This is a genomic window from Pantoea allii (assembly GCF_046529425.1).
GTDB lineage: Bacteria > Pseudomonadota > Gammaproteobacteria > Enterobacterales > Enterobacteriaceae > Pantoea > Pantoea allii.
Window position 1 is genome coordinate 2105008 of the sequence record NZ_CP125958.1, and the last position, 17100, is coordinate 2122107.

General features: G+C 53.8%; 16 protein-coding genes. 10 read left to right on the forward strand and 6 right to left on the reverse strand.

Going from position 1 to position 17100, the window contains the following annotated elements; all coding sequences use genetic code 11:
• The first annotated feature begins 29 nt into the window (after positions 1–29).
• From znuA to lpxM, 3 genes are all read left to right on the forward strand, one after another.
• Positions 30–977, forward strand: coding sequence for a zinc ABC transporter substrate-binding protein ZnuA (gene znuA, locus QNH99_RS09965; RefSeq protein WP_256852268.1), 948 nt, complete (start codon positions 30–32; stop codon positions 975–977).
• A gap of 14 nt (positions 978–991) precedes the next feature.
• Positions 992–2323 (forward strand): murein DD-endopeptidase MepM, encoded by a 1332-nt coding sequence (gene mepM, locus QNH99_RS09970; protein WP_063879893.1) that lies wholly within the window; start codon positions 992–994, stop codon positions 2321–2323.
• Between the two features lie 113 nt (positions 2324–2436).
• A complete protein-coding gene (lpxM, locus tag QNH99_RS09975) occupies positions 2437–3411 on the forward strand; it encodes a lauroyl-Kdo(2)-lipid IV(A) myristoyltransferase (RefSeq protein ID WP_410517624.1) in 975 nt (324 codons plus the stop codon).
• Between the two features lie 29 nt (positions 3412–3440).
• On the opposite strand, the gene QNH99_RS09980 is transcribed toward lpxM, so the two are convergent.
• The 3 genes from QNH99_RS09980 to QNH99_RS09990 form a co-directional block, all read right to left on the reverse strand.
• Positions 3441–4673, reverse strand: coding sequence for an MFS transporter (locus QNH99_RS09980; RefSeq protein ID WP_145393899.1), 1233 nt, complete (start codon positions 4671–4673; stop codon positions 3441–3443).
• Between the two features lie 85 nt (positions 4674–4758).
• The gene (gene pyk / locus QNH99_RS09985; RefSeq protein WP_063879890.1) at positions 4759–6201 is read right to left on the reverse strand and encodes a pyruvate kinase; all 1443 of its coding nucleotides are present in this window, start codon (positions 6199–6201) and stop codon (positions 4759–4761) included.
• A 294-nt stretch (positions 6202–6495) separates the two neighbouring features.
• Entirely contained in the window at positions 6496–7359 is an 864-nt protein-coding gene (locus QNH99_RS09990; protein WP_145393900.1) for a MurR/RpiR family transcriptional regulator, read from the reverse strand.
• Between the two features lie 370 nt (positions 7360–7729).
• On the opposite strand from QNH99_RS09990, the gene zwf reads away from it, so the two are divergent.
• Together zwf and QNH99_RS10000 are read left to right on the forward strand one after the other, a co-directional pair.
• Entirely contained in the window at positions 7730–9205 is a 1476-nt protein-coding gene (gene zwf, locus QNH99_RS09995; RefSeq protein ID WP_063879888.1) for a glucose-6-phosphate dehydrogenase, read from the forward strand.
• A 187-nt stretch (positions 9206–9392) separates the two neighbouring features.
• Positions 9393–10031 carry a bifunctional 4-hydroxy-2-oxoglutarate aldolase/2-dehydro-3-deoxy-phosphogluconate aldolase gene (locus QNH99_RS10000; RefSeq protein ID WP_096011157.1) on the forward strand — a complete coding sequence of 213 codons (639 nt, stop codon included), beginning with the start codon at positions 9393–9395 and terminating at the stop codon, positions 10029–10031.
• Positions 10032–10078: 47 nt separating this feature from the next.
• Here the strand turns inward: QNH99_RS10000 and purT are convergent, their stop codons facing one another.
• Positions 10079–11257 carry a formate-dependent phosphoribosylglycinamide formyltransferase gene (gene purT / locus QNH99_RS10005; protein WP_063879886.1) on the reverse strand — a complete coding sequence of 393 codons (1179 nt, stop codon included), beginning with the start codon at positions 11255–11257 and terminating at the stop codon, positions 10079–10081.
• 171 nt (positions 11258–11428) lie between these two features.
• Between purT and QNH99_RS10010 the strand changes: the two genes are divergently transcribed.
• Together QNH99_RS10010 and QNH99_RS10015 are read left to right on the forward strand one after the other, a co-directional pair.
• The gene (locus tag QNH99_RS10010; RefSeq protein WP_063879885.1) at positions 11429–12073 is read left to right on the forward strand and encodes a tellurite resistance TerB family protein; all 645 of its coding nucleotides are present in this window, start codon (positions 11429–11431) and stop codon (positions 12071–12073) included.
• 116 nt (positions 12074–12189) lie between these two features.
• Positions 12190–14262: a prolyl oligopeptidase family serine peptidase gene (locus tag QNH99_RS10015; protein WP_256852266.1), complete on the forward strand. Its 2073-nt coding sequence runs from the start codon at positions 12190–12192 to the stop codon at positions 14260–14262.
• Here the strand turns inward: QNH99_RS10015 and exoX are convergent.
• On the reverse strand, positions 14246–14914 hold the full coding sequence (gene exoX / locus QNH99_RS10020; protein WP_063879883.1) for an exodeoxyribonuclease X: 669 nt from the start codon (positions 14912–14914) through the stop codon (positions 14246–14248). The genes QNH99_RS10015 and exoX overlap by 17 nt on opposite strands.
• Before the next feature lie 2 nt (positions 14915–14916).
• The gene (locus QNH99_RS10025) at positions 14917–15147 is read right to left on the reverse strand and encodes a DNA polymerase III subunit theta (protein WP_019105100.1); all 231 of its coding nucleotides are present in this window, start codon (positions 15145–15147) and stop codon (positions 14917–14919) included.
• Positions 15148–15297: 150 nt separating this feature from the next.
• Here QNH99_RS10025 and copC point away from each other — a divergent pair, with 150 nt between their 5' ends.
• From copC to QNH99_RS10040, 3 genes are read left to right on the forward strand one after another with little or no spacing between them, the layout of a single operon-like run.
• Complete coding sequence (gene copC, locus QNH99_RS10030) at positions 15298–15672, forward strand: copper homeostasis periplasmic binding protein CopC (protein ID WP_063879882.1); 375 nt, start codon at positions 15298–15300, stop codon at positions 15670–15672.
• 4 nt (positions 15673–15676) lie between these two features.
• The gene (gene copD, locus QNH99_RS10035) at positions 15677–16552 is read left to right on the forward strand and encodes a copper homeostasis membrane protein CopD (RefSeq protein ID WP_410517625.1); all 876 of its coding nucleotides are present in this window, start codon (positions 15677–15679) and stop codon (positions 16550–16552) included.
• A gap of 27 nt (positions 16553–16579) precedes the next feature.
• Positions 16580–16927 (forward strand): YebY family protein, encoded by a 348-nt coding sequence (locus QNH99_RS10040; protein WP_410517626.1) that lies wholly within the window; start codon positions 16580–16582, stop codon positions 16925–16927.
• Positions 16928–17100: the final 173 nt, after the last annotated feature.

The following is a 17100-nucleotide window of genomic DNA, read 5'->3' on the forward strand; positions in this document are numbered from 1 at the left end:
ATCTGTTGATGACGAAGGAATGACGCATTATGTTACATAATAAAAAAGGGGTATTTTTTACCCTGACTGCGATGGCTTTTGCGACCTCTGCTGCCTTACCCGCGCATGCCACTATCGTGGCCTCAATTAAGCCCGTAGGGTTTATCGCCTCGGCCATTGCTGATGGCGTGACGCCCGTGGACGTTTTGCTGCCTGATGGGGCATCCGAACACGATTATGCCTTGCGTCCCTCTGACGTAAAACGCTTACAAAACGCGGAGTTAGTTGTTTGGGTTGGTCCTGAAATGGAAGCTTTCATGACCAAATCGGCCGCAGCACTGCCCGAGAAAAAGAATCTTGAGATAGTGCAAATTTCCGGCGTAAAACCGATGCTGCTCCGCGGTGGTGAAGACGATGATCATCATGACCACGACGATACTGAGCACGATCACGATGCAGAGCATCACCATCATCATGGTGAGTTTAATATGCACTTGTGGATGTCACCAGAGATAGCGAAAAAAACCGCGGTTGCAATCCATGGCAAATTATTGGAACTTATGCCGCAGGATAAAGCCAAACTTGACGCCAACCTGCAGCACTTTGAGGCAGAATTAGCGAACACAGATAAGCGCATTATCTCACAGCTTGCTCCGGTTAAAGATAAAGGGTATTTCGTTTTTCACGACGCTTACACGTACTTTGAAAAACACTACGGTCTCTCGCCCACAGGGCATTTTACCGTTAACCCAGAAATTCAGCCTGGAGCACAGCGCTTACATCAAATTCGAACACAGTTGGTTGAGAAAAAGGCCGTTTGCGTCTTTGCTGAGCCACAATTCAGGCCGGCGGTCATCGATGCTGTTGCCCGTGGAACCCAGGTGCGAAAAGGCACGCTCGATCCACTGGGCACAGACATCAGCTTAGGAAAAGACAGCTATGTGAAATTCCTCTCACAGTTGTCGAGCCAGTATGAGACCTGCCTGAAAGGAGCATAGAGGAATAGTTCAACGTGCAGCAGATAGCCCGCTCTGTCGCCCTCGCATTTAATAATTTGCCGCGCCCCCACCGCGTTATGCTGGGATCGTTAACCGTTGTCACTTTGGCCGTCGCAGTCTGGCGGCCTTACGTCTACCATCCCAGTAACGATGTGACCCCTATCGTCAAAACCATCGAACTGGACAAAAACGAATTTCGGACACTGCTTCCTGAAGCCAGTGAACCCATCGATCAAAGCACCCCTGAACCGGATGAAGAGCTTCCTGCGGATGATGTCGATCAGGATGTCGCAGACAGCGCTGGTACGCATGAATACACGGTTTCTTCTGGTGACACGCTCAGTAGTGCATTGAATCAGTACGGTATCGACATGGGCGATATTAACGCCCTGGCCTCCAGCGATCGTGATCTGCGTAATTTACAGGTCGGTCAGCAGCTTAGCTGGACGTTAAACGACGACGGCGCACTGAACACCTTTACCTGGGAAATTTCGCGTCGGGAAACCCGCACCTATGAGCGCACCGATAACGGTGGCTTTAAAATGCAGTCGCAGATGCAGCAGGGCGAGTGGCGCAATAGCGTGATGCAGGGTGAGGTACACGGCAGCTTTGCCGCCAGTGCCCGCCGTGCCGGCCTGACCAGTGGTGAAGCCAGCAGCGTCATCAAAGCGATGCAGTGGCAAATGGACTTTCGTAAGCTGCGTGCAGGCGATAAGTTTAGCGTGCTGATGTCACGTGAAATGATGGACGGCAAGAGTGCTCAAAGCCAACTGCTGGGTGTGCGTTTACGCAGTGGGGGTAAAGATTACTACGCCTTCCGTGCGGATGACGGCAAGTTCTATGACCGCAGTGGCGCAGGCCTGGCTCGTGGCTTTATGCGCTTCCCGACCGTCAAGCAGTACCGCGTGTCGTCTAATTTTAATCCCCGTCGCCTTAATCCGGTAACGGGACGCATTGCGCCTCATAAAGGCGTCGATTTCGCCTTACCGATCGGTACCCCTGTTCTGGCGGTTGGCGATGGTGAAGTCGTGGTGGCCAAAAATGGCGGCGCAGCCGGTAACTATGTTGCCATTCGGCACGGGCGTCAGTATATGACGCGCTATATGCACCTCAAAAAAGTGCTGGTGAAACCGGGGCAAAAAGTGAAGCGTGGCGATCGTATTGCGATCTCTGGCAACACCGGTCGTTCAACCGGTCCACACCTGCATTTCGAGATCTGGATTAATAACCAGGCTGTGAACCCCTTAACGGCCAAGCTGCCGCGTATGGAAGGGCTGGCGGGTAAAGAACGAACACAGTATCTTGCTCAGGTGAAAGGCTGGCTACCCCAGTTGGGACTGAAGTAAGTTTTTGATAAAGTCGACGGTATTGCCGTCGACTTTTTTTATCTCTGGCGCAGGATGATTGCAAATTTACTCGTCGCCACTATCATTAGCCCGTCATTGATTGAGGCGAGTGCATGGAAACCCGTAAAAAAAATAACAGTGAATTTATTCCCGTTTTTGAACGTTCTTTTTTAAAACCAAAATACTGGGGCAGTTGGCTGGGCATTGGTGCGCTGGCTGGCATTGCGTTAGTACCGGCAAAAATGCGCGATCCGCTTCTGGGGCGGCTGGGTAAATTTGCCGGAAAGCTGGCGAAAGGAGCGCGTCGCCGTGCGCTGATTAATCTCTACTATTGCCTGCCTGAACTCAGTGAATCTCAGCGTGAAGCGATCGTGGATCAGATGTTTGCGACTGCGCCACAGGCCATGGCAATGATGGCAGAACTGGGCATGCGCGATCCGGCTCAGGTGCGAAAGCGCGTTAAGTGGCACGGTCGTGAAATTATCGATCAGATGCTCGCCGAAAAGGAAAACGTGATTTTCCTGGTGCCGCATGGCTGGGCCATCGATATTCCCGCCATGCTGCTGGCGTCAGAAGGGCAAAGCATTGCTGCGATGTTCCATCACCAGAGCGACCCGCTGTTGGATTATGTCTGGAACCGCGCCCGACGCCGCTTTGGTGGACGTATGCATGCGCGCGAAAACGGCATCAAACCCTTTATCAGCTCGATCCGTCAGGGATACTGGGGCTATTATTTGCCCGATCAGGACCATGGCCCTGAACATAGTGAGTTTGTGGATTTCTTTGCGACCTATAAAGCCACGTTGCCTGCCGTTGGCCGGTTGATGAAAGTCTGCCGTGCGCGGGTTATACCGATGTTCCCGGTTTATAATGCCGAAAGCCACAAGCTGGACATTTATGTCCGTCCGCCGATGGACGATTTAGTGGAAGCCGATGACCGTCAGTTGGCTCGCCGGATGAATGAAGAAGTGGAAGTGTTTGTGCGCCCTCATCCGGAACAATATACCTGGATATTAAAGCTGCTTAAAACACGCAAAGCGGGAGACAAAGAACCTTATTCGCGTGACGAGCTGTATCCGCGCAAATAACATGCAGGCCGCAATGCGGCCTGCATGATTTAAAGTGGCGTCACTTTTGCGTGGCGCTTACGTTCGCGCAGAAACATCAGCACCAAACCAAACCACAGTATGCCGCTGATAAAGTTAATCAGGCTAAACCCGATCACCCCGCTGTTAAAATAAAAATGCTTAGCCAGCTCAATGCCCGTGGCCAGGGTCATAATGCTGACCATGCCCAGCATCGCCGCTACGCTGCCTTTGCCCTCATCGCTGGCATACAGCGTCAGACGATAAAGACCGGCATTGACCATGCCGCCGCCAAATGCATACAAACTGAGTCCCGCCGTAATAAACAGGTAGCTGTGCGCGTTAAGCAGTGTGGCTAACAGGGCGAGGCTCAGGCCCAGCAGTATCGGCCATGCCGCAAACCTGACGGGTTGTTCAATCGGCATCCGGCCTACCAGCTTACTCAACGTCACGTTGCCGGCGATCATCGCCAGAAAAACCGGGAGCTGGAGCAGGGCGTACTGCATACGGGAAAGCCCTTCATCCCGCATTAAAATCACCGGGGACAGCGCAACCCAGGTCAGGATGGGGATAAACACCAGCCCAATAGCGAAAGAGCCAAACATCACCTGACGATCTTTGAGAATACGGCCGTAGTTGCGTGCCAGCACAGGCAGCGCAACAGACTGGGTGCGATCCCCGGCGGTTTCAGGCATGACGCGCCATAAAACGATAAATGCCACAGCGCTACAGGCGGCGAACAGCCAAAACATACTGCGCCAGCTTCCCACTGTCAGCCAGGCTGCGCCCGCCAGCGGGCCGGCAAGGGGAGCCAGTAAGGCCACGTTTGCCATCAGCGCCATGATGCGCACCGCTAAGGCTTCGTCAAAAGCTTCCTGGATGGCCGCATAACCTACCGCGCCAATAAAACACAAGCTGATGCCCTGGACGAAACGCAGGCTGACAAACTCCTGAATATCACTGACCCAGGTGGTCAGAATGCAGGCGGCAGCGAAAAACAGAATCCCAAACAGCAATACTGGCCTACGGCCATATTTATCTGACAGCGGGCCAAGTAACCACTGCAGCACAACGCCGCCCAGTAAATAGGCTGTGAGAGAGGTGGATACCCATTCTGCGCCTACATCGAATTCGGCAGTCACCAGCAACATGCCGGGTTGAATCATATCGTGAGCAATATAGGTCGCAAATTCGTACAGCACCATCGCCAGCGGAAACAGCATCATGCGACCAGTGAGCTGGCTGATGGGTTGGTAACGGGCCATCCGGCCTCCTTGTCAAAAAACAAAAACGCGACTGCAGGGCAGTCGCGTTTCCAATGGTAATACAGGTGAGGCTAAAAAGGCGGAATTAATCGACGCGCAGCACACGACCTGTATTGGTTGTGCCGGTGGCACCCATGACGTCACCCTGGGTTACTACAACCAGATCGCCAGACACCAGGAAGCCCTTGTCGCGCAGCAGATTTACGGCATCATGGGCGTTAGCCACGCCTTCATTGTTGCTGTCAAAGAACACCGGTGTGACACCACGGAATAAGGCCGTGATGTTCAGCGTGCGCTCATGACGAGACATGGCGAAGATGGGCAAGCCAGAGGTAATGCGCGAGGTCATCAGGGGCGTACGACCGGATTCCGTCATGGTGATAATCGCGGTTACGCCCTGCAGGTGGTTGGCGGTATACATCGCCGACATAGCGATAGCTTCTTCGATATTGTCAAACTGTACGTCCAGACGGTGTTTGGAGACGTTAACGCTCGGGATTTTTTCTGCACCCAGACAGACTTTTGCCATGGCAGCTACCGTTTCAGCAGGATACTGGCCTGCGGCGGTTTCAGCTGACAGCATTACGGCATCCGTCCCATCCAGCACGGCGTTGGCCACATCCATGACTTCTGCACGGGTTGGCATTGGGTTTGTGATCATCGATTCCATCATCTGGGTCGCGGTGATGATGGTACGGTTAAGCTGGCGGGCGCGGCGGATCAGCGCTTTCTGGATACCGACCAGTTCAGGATCGCCAATCTCGACGCCAAGGTCACCACGGGCGACCATAACAACGTCTGAGGCCAGAATGATATCGTCCATGGCTTCCTGAGAGGCAACCGCTTCAGCACGTTCCACCTTCGCGACCATCAGGGCATCACAGCCGGCATCACGCGCCAGACGACGTGCATAGTGCATGTCTTCGCCGCAGCGCGGAAAGGAAACGGCCAGGTAATCAACGTTAATTTTTGCCGCAGTAAGGATGTCTGCTTTGTCTTTCTCGGTCAGCGCTTCGGCCGACAGACCGCCACCCAGTTTGTTAATGCCTTTATTGTTAGAGAGCGGGCCACCAACGGTGACTTCGGTAAAGACTTTTACGCCCTGAACTTCCAGCACCTTTAACTGTACGCGCCCATCATCCAGCAGCAGGATATCGCCAGGCACCACGTCTTCAGGCAGACCTTTATAGTCGATGCCCACGCGCTCTTTATCGCCTTCACCTTTCCCCATTGACGCATCCAGCAGGAAAGGGTCACCGACGTTCAGGAAGACTTTGCCTTCTTTAAAGGTTGAAACGCGGATTTTAGGCCCTTGCAAGTCGCCAAGAATGGCAACATGGCGCCCCAGTTTTGCCGCAATCTGGCGCACTTTGTCAGCACGCAGTTGGTGATCTTCAGCGGTGCCGTGGGAAAAGTTAAGACGCACGACGTTAGCGCCAGCAGCAATGATTTTTTCGAGGTTATTGTCGCGGTCAGTGGCTGGGCCGAGGGTGGTTACGATCTTGGTTCTTCTTAAACGTCGGGACATAGGGATTCCTTTGGAGGTTGGAACTGAGCTGAATCATTACATTTTAAGGGGTTAACCTATCAGATCATGCTTACCACACAGAGGTATTATTATACATTCGAGTGTGTCAGAACTGTGGCACCGGGCCTTTACGAAGTAAAGTAAAGGCATTTTTCTTAGATACAATACTGAGACTCACCAAGGAAGTCATCCCCCGGACGGCTTTAGCGAAAGCTTAATTGACCAGACGCAAGCCAGGTCGCTTTTTCGCACAGGCTTACGCGCCAGCCAGATGCTGCCCGACCAGCCGGTGAATCAGGAGATATCGTTATCGGCGATAGCGGTTTTATCGTAGCGCGAGGCCTTCAGGGCTTCTTTAACCCGCTTCAGGTTCTGCCGGAAGGACGGCCCCCGTTCCAGCGTAAAACCGGTAGCCAGCAGATCGATCACGGTGAGTTGAGCCAGTCGCGAGACCATTGGCAGATAGATATCAGTGTCCTCCGGCACATCGACGAGCAGCGCCAGCGTGGCGTTAAGCGCCAGCGGCGAGCCTGCTGACGTCATGGCGATAACGGTAGAACCGTTGGCGCGCGCGAGCTGCGCCAGCTCGACCATATTGCGGGTGCGCCCGGTATGGGAGATCAAAACAAACACCTCGTTGTCGCGGCTGTTGATACAGCTCATGCGTTGCATCACCACATCGTCTGACCAGATAACCGGCAGGTTAAACCGCAAAAACTTGTTGAAGGCGTCATGCGCTACCACGGCGGACGCACCTAAACCAAAGAAGGTAATTTTGTCGGTACGCGTTAAATAAACCACGGCCTGTTGCAGGGCGGCCAGATCGAGGCTGTCCCGTACCCGCTGAAGACCGGCAAGGGCGGAATCGAAGATTTTCTCGCTGTAGCGCTCAACGCTGTCATCTTCCTGCACATCCCGACTCAGCCAGTTAGGTGACTTCACCAGGGCCTGGGCAAGCTGAAGTTTAAAATCGGGGAAACCCGCCGTGCCCAGGTGTCGGCAAAAGCGGTTTACCGTGGGCTCACTAACCTCGGCCGCCCGAGCCAGCGTGGCAATACTGGAATGTATCGCTTGCTCAGGTGCGGCGAGAATATGGTGTGCCACTTTACGTTCTGACTTACTGAGCACAGTCATCTGCGCACGAATTTTATCCAACATAGTCCTGACCTGCTAAGCATGGCGTATCTGTTAAAATGAATAATTGCTGTTGTTACAGTAAATTAACAGAGAATATACCCTGCCTGACCGACAGGGGCGCAAGGTCTGATAAGTCTGCAGCACTTTTTTTTGCGATAATCAGGCCCACGCTGGATTTTTGCCAGACAATATTTGACACAGAAAAATAGAGGAAAGCGCACGGGTCAACCTACCTCAGATGCTAATTGGGTGCAGAGTTAGCGTCGTGACGCCGCTGGCTGGTTTACCTGGCCTGGGGAAAAAAGTACATTGTGCTGAAAGAACATGACAACGTGGACCCGGTGCTCAGGACGCAACGCCACCGGGACAATCCTGCAACGAGGAGAGGAAAATGGCGGTAACACAAATAGCCCAGGCATGCGATCTGGTAATTTTCGGCGCCAAAGGCGATCTCGCCCGTCGTAAACTATTGCCCTCGCTGTATCAGTTAGAAAAAGCGGGCCAGATTCATGAAGAAACCCGAATCATCGGTGTGGGCCGGGCTGAGTGGGATAAGGCTGAATACACCAAAGTGGTGCGTGAAGCGTTAGAAACCTTCATGAAGGAAAAGATTGATGAAGCGCTCTGGGACAAGCTCAGCAGCCGTCTCGACTTCTGTAATCTTGATGTGAATGATACCTCGCATTTCCCACGACTGGGTAAGATGCTGGATCAGAAAAACCGTACCACCATCAACTATTTTGCCATGCCGCCAAGCACCTTTGGTGCCATTTGTCAGGGACTGGGCAAGGCGAAGCTGAATGACAAGCCGGCACGTGTCGTGATGGAGAAACCGCTGGGCACCTCGCTGGAAACGTCAAAAGAAATTAACGACAGCGTGGGCGAATATTTCGACGAGAGCCAGGTTTTCCGCATCGACCACTATCTGGGCAAAGAAACGGTGCTGAACCTGTTAGCCCTGCGATTTGCCAACGCCATCTTTGTGAATAACTGGGATAACCGCACGATCGATCACGTGCAAATTACCGTGGCCGAAGAAGTCGGTATCGAAGGCCGTTGGGGCTATTTTGATAAAGCTGGCCAGATGCGCGATATGATCCAGAACCATTTGTTACAGGTTCTGACGATGATCGCCATGTCTCCGCCTTCCGATCTCAGCGCGGACAGTATTCGCGATGAGAAAGTGAAAGTGCTGCGCTCGTTGCGTCCAATCGATCAAACCAACGTCCGCGAAAAAACGGTGCGCGGTCAGTACACGTCTGGCTTTGTGCAGGGCAAGAAGGTACCGGGCTACCTGGAAGAAGAAGGCGCGAATAAAACCAGCGCTACTGAAACCTTTGTGGCTATCCGCGTGGATATCGATAACTGGCGTTGGGCAGGCGTACCTTTCTACCTGCGTACCGGTAAACGTCTCCCGACAAAGTGTTCAGAAGTTGTGGTGTATTTCAAAAACCCTGAGATGAACTTGTTCAAAGATTCCTACTCTCAGTTACCACAGAATAAACTCACTATTCGTTTGCAGCCTGACGAAGGTGTTGATATCGAGATCCTGAACAAAGTGCCAGGCCTGGATCATAAACATAAACTGCAAACCACCAAGCTGGATCTGAGCTACTCAGAAACCTTCAATCAGTCTCATCTGGCGGATGCCTACGAGCGCCTGTTGCTGGAATCCATGCGCGGTATTCAGGCGCTGTTTGTGCGTCGCGATGAAGTGGAAGCCGCCTGGACGTATGTGGATTCGATTATCGATGCATGGGCCGCAGATGGCGATTCATCCAAGCCTTATCAGGCAGGGACGTGGGGGCCGGTTGCTTCCGTCGCCATGATTACCCGTGATGGTCGTTCCTGGAACGAATTTGAATAAATGTCTCAGCCCGCCGCGTGCGGGCTTTTTTTGGCACTCACTCTCAAAAATGAACTGCCGTTTTAAAAATCTCAACCGGCAATAGACGGATAAACCGTGAATCCTGTATGGTAGTAGCGCTGTTAACAGGGCTGACGCTGTGTTTTCTCCGGCGTGCCGCTCCCAATGTTATGCATCAGGGGATGTGATGAAAAACTGGAAAACGAGTGCCGAACAGATTCTGAAAACCGGACCGGTCGTGCCGGTAATTGTGGTTAATAAACTGGAACATGCGGTTCCTATGGCGCAGGCGCTGGTCGCAGGCGGCGTCAAGGTGCTTGAGGTGACGTTACGCACCCCCGTGGCGATGGAGGCACTGCGTGCCATTATCAAACATGTGCCTGACGCCATTGTAGGGGCCGGCACCGTGCTTAACCCTCAACAGCTGCAGGAAGTCACAGACGCGGGTGCTCAGTTTGTGATCAGTCCGGGTATTACTGAGCCGTTGCTCAAGGCTGCGGTGGAAGGCCCGATCCCGCTGATTCCTGGTATTAGCACGGTGTCAGAATTAATGACGGGTATGGATTATGGTTTGCGGGAATTCAAATTTTTCCCGGCGGAGGCCAACGGCGGGGTAAAAGCGCTGCAGGCTATCGGCGGGCCTTTCCCTCAGGTCCGTTTCTGTCCGACGGGCGGTATCTCACCAGCGAATTACCGTGACTATCTGGCGCTGAAAAGCGTGCTTTGCATCGGCGGCTCCTGGCTGGTGCCCAACGATGCACTGGAAGCGGGTGACTGGCAACGCATTACCCAACTGGCGCGTGACGCCGTCGCTGGCGCGAAGTAAAGCAAGTCAAAAGTGTGCGGTGAGTCCTGGACTCACCGCAAACGGTATTAACCCTGAACGCTGACTGCTGCCGCGCTGGCGACCGCGCGCGCAACGGCTTCTTCGGTTGTATCAGCACAGGCCAGGGCGACGCCTAAACGGCGCTGGCCCTCGATGTCCGGTTTGCCAAACAGGCGCAACTGTAAACCTGCACCCAGCGCGGCTTCCACATTCACGAACTGCACATTCTGGCTGGTTAACTGCGGCAGGATCACGGCTGATGCAGAAGGGCCGTACTGACGAATGGCACCAATGGGCAGACCAAGGAAAGCACGAACGTGAAGGGCGAATTCAGACAGGTCCTGTGATATCAGCGTCACCATACCGGTATCGTGCGGCCGGGGTGAGACTTCACTGAATACCACGTCATCGCCACAGACAAACAGCTCCACGCCGAACAATCCATAGCCACCTAAGGCTTTTACCACGGTTTCAGCGATATGCTGAGCACGTTGCAGTGCCAGTTCGCTCATCTGCTGAGGCTGCCAGGATTCACGGTAATCACCGTCTTCCTGACGATGGCCAATGGGTGCACAAAAATGAATGCCGTCAACGGCACTGATGGTCAGCAACGTGATCTCAAAATCAAACTTCACCACGCCTTCGACGATAACGCGTCCTGCGCCCGCACGGCCGCCTTGTTGGGCATAGTCCCAGGCTTTTTCCAACTGGCTGGCATCCCGGATAAAGCTCTGACCTTTACCTGAAGAGCTCATCACCGGTTTAACGATGCATGGAAACCCTATCTCGGCGGCGGCAGACACAAAATTATCTTTACTGTCGGCAAAACGGTAGCTGGAGGTAGGAAGCGCCAGCTCCTCTGCCGCCAGACGACGAATGCCCTCGCGGTTCATGGTCAGGCGCGCGGCGCGTGCGGTGGGCACCACGTGCTGGCCTTGCTGCTCCAGCTCCAGAAGCTTATCGGTCGCGATAGCTTCAATTTCGGGCACGACAAAGTGAGGCTTTTCCTGCGCGATAACGGCGGCCAGTGCATCGCCATCCAGCATGTTAATCACATGGCTGCGATGGGCAACATGCATAGCAGGCGCATCGGCATAGCGGTCAACTGCGATCACTTCCACACCCAGACGCTGACATTCCAGCGCAACTTCTTTGCCCAGTTCACCTGAGCCCAACAGCATAACGCGCGTTGCGGCAGGGCGCAGCGCAGTTCCGAGAGTCGTCATAAATCCACCTAAAATCAAAGCAGTCAAAATGCGCGCGCAGTATATACGAAAACGTTTGCGTTCTCACCCCTTCTGCTTTTGAGGCAGGGTTTGCGCTACTTTTCCTGCTCTGACGTTTCCTGACATCTTTTTGGTAATGATGATGTTTCCGAATGGTTAAGGGAGTGAACGATGAATAACTGGCTGCAACAGATTCAATCGCTACTGGCTACAAAAAGCAGCGATGGCAAATCCAGCGGTGGATTGAGCGATATGTTGGCTCCGGGTGCACTGGGTGGGCTGGCGGGCATGCTGGTGGCCAGCAAATCATCCCGGAAGTTGTTAACCCGCTATGGCGGCAAAGCATTGATTATCGGCGGCGGTGCAGCAGCAGGGGCTGTGCTGTGGAACAAATATAAACAACGGGTGCGGGAAACCCATCAGAATGACCCCGGCTTTGGCGAATGGCAAACGCCTGTGGATCAGCGGGCAGAACGTCTGGTAACCGCTCTGGTCTTTGCCGCCAAAAGTGATGGTCATATCGACGATCGGGAACGCGCAGCGATTGAGCAAAATATCCATCAGGCAGGCTATGGTCAGGATGCCGAAACGCTCATCCAGCAGGCTATGCAGCGACCGCTGGACCCTGAGTGGCTCGCCGCTGATGTCAAAAATGAAGAAGAGGCGCTTGAACTCTATTTTCTGAGCTGTGCCGCCATTGATGTGGACCATTTTATGGAGCGCAGCTATCTATCGGCACTGGGCGATGCGTTAAAAATCCCACAGGATGTCCGTGATGGCATTCAGCAAGATATCCTCCAGCAGAAAGCCAGCTAATCCCGAACAGGGCCGCCACATGGCCCTGAATTAATTAACAATGTTCGTACTTAACTTGGCATCTGATTACATTAGTGCCACGCTTAGTGTTCATTACATTCAGCGGGACGGATGACATGAAAGCACCGAGCGCAAAAAAAATACCTTATGAACTCTCGTTGCATGGCGAGACGCGCGTTGATAATTATTACTGGTTGCGTGATGACAGACGTGAAGACAGCGACGTACTGGACTATTTGCGCGCTGAGAACAATTACGGCCAAAAAATCATGGGTTCACAGCAGCCCTTACAGCATCGTATTCTGCATGAAATTATCGACCGCCTGCCACCGCAGGATCACTCCGTACCTTACGTGAAAAATGGCTATCGCTATCAAAGCCGGTATGAAAGCGGCAATGAATACGCTGCCTATTACCGACAGCCAGCCGCCAGCGAGGAGAGCGAGGCGTGGACGTTGCTGCTGGATGCGAATCAGCGTGCGTCGCACAGTGATTTTTACACCATGGGCGCGCTGCACATCAGCCCGGATAACCGGGTAATGGCGCTGGCAGAAGACTTCCTTTCCCGGCGTCAGTACGGTATCCGCTTTCGCAATCTGGATAACGGCAGTTGGTATCCAGAGGTGCTCAACGATGCGTCCTCCAGCTTCGCGTGGGCCAGCGATTCGCGCACGCTCTATTACGTACGTAAACATCCGCAAACCCTGTTGCCTTACCAGCTCTGGCAACATGAGTTGGGCACGCCGCAGAGCGACGATCGGTTAGTTTACGAAGAAAAAGACGATACCTATCACCTCAGCATCCATAAAACCACATCGAAACAATTCATCCTGGTCGTGCTGTACAGCACCAGCAGCAGTGAAATTCAGCTGATTGATGCCAGTTTCCCGGACGCTATTCCTCAGGTTTTTTTGCCCAGACGGCGCGATCACGAATACAGTCTCGATCATTATGACCATACGTTTTTTATACGCTCGAACCGCGATGGGAAAAACTTCGGCCTGTATCGCAGCCGCTATCTGGAGGAGTCACGTTGGGAAACCGTGATCCCGGCGCGCGACCATATTGTGATGGAAGACTTTCAGCTCTTCCGTGACTGGCTGGTGGTGGAAGAGCGCCAGCGTGGGCTGACCAGCCTGCGGCAAATCAACTGGCAAACGGGAGAAACCAGCGGCATTGCGTTTGACGATCCCACCTATGTCACCTGGCTGGCATACAACCCCACGACCCGCACCAGCAAGCTGCGCTATGGTTATTCGTCAATGACCACGCCCGCCACGTTGTTTGAACTGGATATGGACACGGGTGAACGCCGCATTTTGAAACAGAGTGCGGTAAAAGACTTTAATCCGGATGATTACAAAAGCGAGCACCATTGGATCACCGTCTCTGACGGGACAGAAGTACCGGTCTCGCTGGTGTACAACCGCAAGTATTTCCAGAAGGGGCAAAACCCGATGCTGGTTTACGGTTACGGCGCCTATGGCAGTAGCATGGATGCAGATTTTAGCGTCAGTCGCCTCAGTCTGCTGGATCGCGGTTTTGTCTATGCACTGGTGCATGTGCGAGGCGGCGGGGAGATGGGACAGCAGTGGTATGACGGTGGTCGACTGCTGAATAAAATGAACAGCTTCACCGATTTTATCGATGTGACGAATGCGCTCGTGGCTCGCGGATTCGGTCATTCAGACCGGCTTTACGCGATGGGCGGAAGTGCGGGGGGATTACTGATGGGCGCGATCATTAATCTGGCCCCAACGCTTTATCATGGCGTGGTCGCACAGGTGCCTTTTGTCGATGTGTTAACCACCATGCTGGACGAGTCTATTCCTCTGACGACCGGAGAATATGAGGAGTGGGGGAATCCCAATGAGGCGGAGTACTACCGCTATATCCGGCAATACAGTCCTTATGACAATGTTGAAGCAAAAACCTGTCCCCACCTGCTGGTGACAACCGGATTGCATGATTCACAGGTGCAATACTGGGAACCGGCTAAGTGGGTGGCAAAACTGCGGGAGCATAAAACGGATGACAATCTGCTGCTGCTCTGTACCGACATGGACTCGGGGCACGGCGGCAAGTCCGGTCGATATAAGGCTTATGAAGGCGTAGCCCTTGAGCTCACCTTCATTGTCGCCCTTGCGCAGGGCAGCCTGCCACCGGCAGATCTTACGGAAGCTGACTAAGACACTTCCGCAGCGCCTGCCGCAACGGTGGGCGCAAATCTTTTACGTTATCCAGCATCCATTTCAAATAACCCGGATCTTTACGGGCAATCACGGCCAACGCCTGACCACGATACTTGCCAAATGGCAGCACATCATCACGTTGAGCGGCAGGCTGCGAGCGTTGACACATTTCTTCCGCATTCCAGCCGGAGATCGCCATAATCCTGATGAGCAGGGCGGCCGTCACATAGCAGTCGTAAAGTGCCCGGTGGGCATGTAACTCCGCAGGCGGGGTAACTTCCAGCTTAAGGCTATGGCGCAGCGCCTGATTGCCATATTTGATGCCCGGCCACAGCTGACGTGCCAGCGTCATCGTGCAGATCCACTCGCCGTGCATTTCCGGCAACATCCGGCGATCGAAACTGGCGTTATGTGCCACATAAAAGGCACTGCCGTGATAGCGGGCGACGGCCTCTTCAATCGGCGGTTTGCCGATGACCATGGCTTCCGTAATGCGGTGCACGGCCATGGCCTGGCGACTGATTGGCCGGTCAGGTGACACAAGATCGCTCATTGGATTGACGATCTGGCCGTCAACCACATCGACCGAGGCAACCTCCACCACGCCGCCTTGCAGCCCGCAGGTTTCTGTATCAATTACGCGTAGCATCATTATTTCTGTTTAGGCTCGTAGGGCAGGCGTGACAAGTTGAGAGAGGCCTGACGGTAATGCATTAAACGCTGACGAAACCAGTCGCGCAGGGCTTCTGGTTGTTCATTCGCGACCATTTCAGCCACGACAGGCATGTTATAGCGCTCTTTAAACGCAACGCCTGCCGCCGCCAGATCGACATTAACTTTGTCTTTCTCTTCCTGCGACAGCAAGGCAAGGTTATGACTCATGATGTTCTCCCGATAAACGTGGCCAAACGGAATGTTTTCCTCCGCATAGCGCAAGGTACAGGATAGCATTGCTGGCCTCGACAGTTAAATCGCTGCGGCGTATTCTTGCGCCACGCTCGTGGCCTTAACGACAGCTAACAGGATGATGTGATGAACAAAACAGCGATTTCTCGTGTGGTAATCGGCCTGGTTGCCACTGGTGCCCTGGCTTTTAGCCAGTTCGCGCTAGCCCATGCGCATCTGCAGTCTTCGACGCCTGCAGCCAACGCGGCGGTTTCACCCGCCCCACAGAACATTACGCTGACCTTCACAGAAGATGTGGAAGCCGCATTCAGTGGCGTTGAGGTAACCAATGCACAGCATAAAGCCGTAGGCGAAAAGGCCCGGCTGGATGGCAAGCAGCACAACCGCCTGCTGGTGGATTTTGCCCAACCGCTGGCGCAGGGCAGTTATCAGGTCAACTGGCACGTGCTGTCCGTGGATGGGCATAAGACGCACGGACGTTACGCTTTTACCGTGAAATAAATCTGTGACCCTGTTGTGGCTGGTGCTGCGCGCGCTGCATTTCACGGCGTTGATATTGCTGGTGGGAAGCACCTTCTATACCACGCTGCTGGCGCCTGCTGCGTTCCGGCCATCACTGGCAACTCGTCTGTTTCCCTTGCTGAAGGCAAGCGCCTGGCTGGCGCTGTTAACGGCGTTGGGGATGCTGGCCACGCAAAATGTGCTGATGAGCGGCGACTGGCACAATCTGTCAGACATGTCTGTCTGGTTGGCGGTGTTCTCAACCCGCTGGGGATCGGTATGGCAATGGCAGCTACTGTTTGCGCTGTGCGGCCTGGCCGCGATAAGCCTGCGCGGGCGGCTACGTCAGCAGGTCTGGTTGTTGTCTGGCCTGCTGCAGACCGGCTCCCTGGCGCTCACCGGCCATGCCGCAATGCGCGAAGGTATAACCGGACTGCTGCAACAAGGTAACCACGCAGTACATTTAGTCGCCGCCGCCTTCTGGGCGGGCGGGTTAGTGCCGATACTGGTGCTGATGCGAGTGGCACGTAATATTGAATTCCGGACTGATGCCATCCGAACCATGATGCGTTTTTCCCGTTATGGTCACATTGCTGTAGCCTTAACGATCGTCACCGGTGTGATTAACAGCCTGCTGATTGCCGGGTCGCCAGTAGACTGGCATCTCAATGATTATGTTGTACTGTTGTTGTGCAAGGCAGGGCTGGTGTCACTTATGGTGCTGATTGCGCTCTGGAACCGTTACTGGCTGGTCCCGCGCTTTCATGTTGCGGGCCTTGCTGCGCAACGTCTGTTTATTCGTATGACTCAGCTGGAAATTGTGCTGGCATGCGGCGTAGTGGGGTTGGTCAGCGTGTTCGCCACGTTGTCGCCAATCTGATTGATAAGAACCCGATAAAGGTAAGTTATGTTGCTGAAGAGAGCGATCCCCACACTGCTGTTATTAACGCTGGCTGGTCAGGCGCTGGCGGCGCAAATCATCACCGTCAGCCGTTTTGAAATTGGCAAAGACAAATGGCCATTTAATCGTGAAGAGGTGATGTTAACCTGCGAGAAAGACGGATCGCTGTTTGCCATCAATCCCAGTACTCTGATGCAGTATCCGCTCAATGATAAAGCGGATGCCCAGCTCAATGCTAAGCGGGTGACAGCGCAGCCCATCAGTGTGATTCAGGCACCCGATAAAGCACATCCGGGTCAGATGATGAGTCTGCAACTGATTGTTGAACGCGCCCAGGCGCTGTGCACCCAATAAGACTCAGGGCACGGTGACGTGCCCGAATCACTGAAAATTTGTCTTACCGGTCACAAACCTGTCGGGTTTATGGACTGAGCCGCTGCGCTGGCTGGAAAATCTACAGGGTTGTCCTACGCTTTATTAGCAAGGCGAGAGCCTCTATCAATGCCAACTTTTAGCGCACGGCTCCT

Bases quoted from the DNA above. Each gene is read 5' to 3' on its own strand.
- QNH99_RS10025 (WP_019105100.1), bottom strand. From the start codon at position 15,147: ATGAGTCATAACCTTGCCTTGCTGTCGCAGGAAGAGAAAGACAAAGTT.
- QNH99_RS09980 (WP_145393899.1), bottom strand. From the start codon at position 4,673: ATGGCCCGTTACCAACCCATCAGCCAGCTCACTGGTCGCATGATGCTG.
- QNH99_RS10040 (WP_410517626.1), top strand. From the start codon at position 16,580: ATGTTGCTGAAGAGAGCGATCCCCACACTGCTGTTATTAACGCTGGCT.
- QNH99_RS10000 (WP_096011157.1), top strand. From the start codon at position 9,393: ATGAAAAACTGGAAAACGAGTGCCGAACAGATTCTGAAAACCGGACCG.
- QNH99_RS10015 (WP_256852266.1), top strand. From the start codon at position 12,190: ATGAAAGCACCGAGCGCAAAAAAAATACCTTATGAACTCTCGTTGCAT.
- zwf (WP_063879888.1), top strand. From the start codon at position 7,730: ATGGCGGTAACACAAATAGCCCAGGCATGCGATCTGGTAATTTTCGGC.
- QNH99_RS09990 (WP_145393900.1), bottom strand. From the start codon at position 7,359: ATGTTGGATAAAATTCGTGCGCAGATGACTGTGCTCAGTAAGTCAGAA.
- copC (WP_063879882.1), top strand. From the start codon at position 15,298: ATGAACAAAACAGCGATTTCTCGTGTGGTAATCGGCCTGGTTGCCACT.
- purT (WP_063879886.1), bottom strand. From the start codon at position 11,257: ATGACGACTCTCGGAACTGCGCTGCGCCCTGCCGCAACGCGCGTTATG.
- lpxM (WP_410517624.1), top strand. From the start codon at position 2,437: ATGGAAACCCGTAAAAAAAATAACAGTGAATTTATTCCCGTTTTTGAA.
- znuA (WP_256852268.1), top strand. From the start codon at position 30: ATGTTACATAATAAAAAAGGGGTATTTTTTACCCTGACTGCGATGGCT.
- exoX (WP_063879883.1), bottom strand. From the start codon at position 14,914: ATGCTACGCGTAATTGATACAGAAACCTGCGGGCTGCAAGGCGGCGTG.
- QNH99_RS10010 (WP_063879885.1), top strand. From the start codon at position 11,429: ATGAATAACTGGCTGCAACAGATTCAATCGCTACTGGCTACAAAAAGC.
- pyk (WP_063879890.1), bottom strand. From the start codon at position 6,201: ATGTCCCGACGTTTAAGAAGAACCAAGATCGTAACCACCCTCGGCCCA.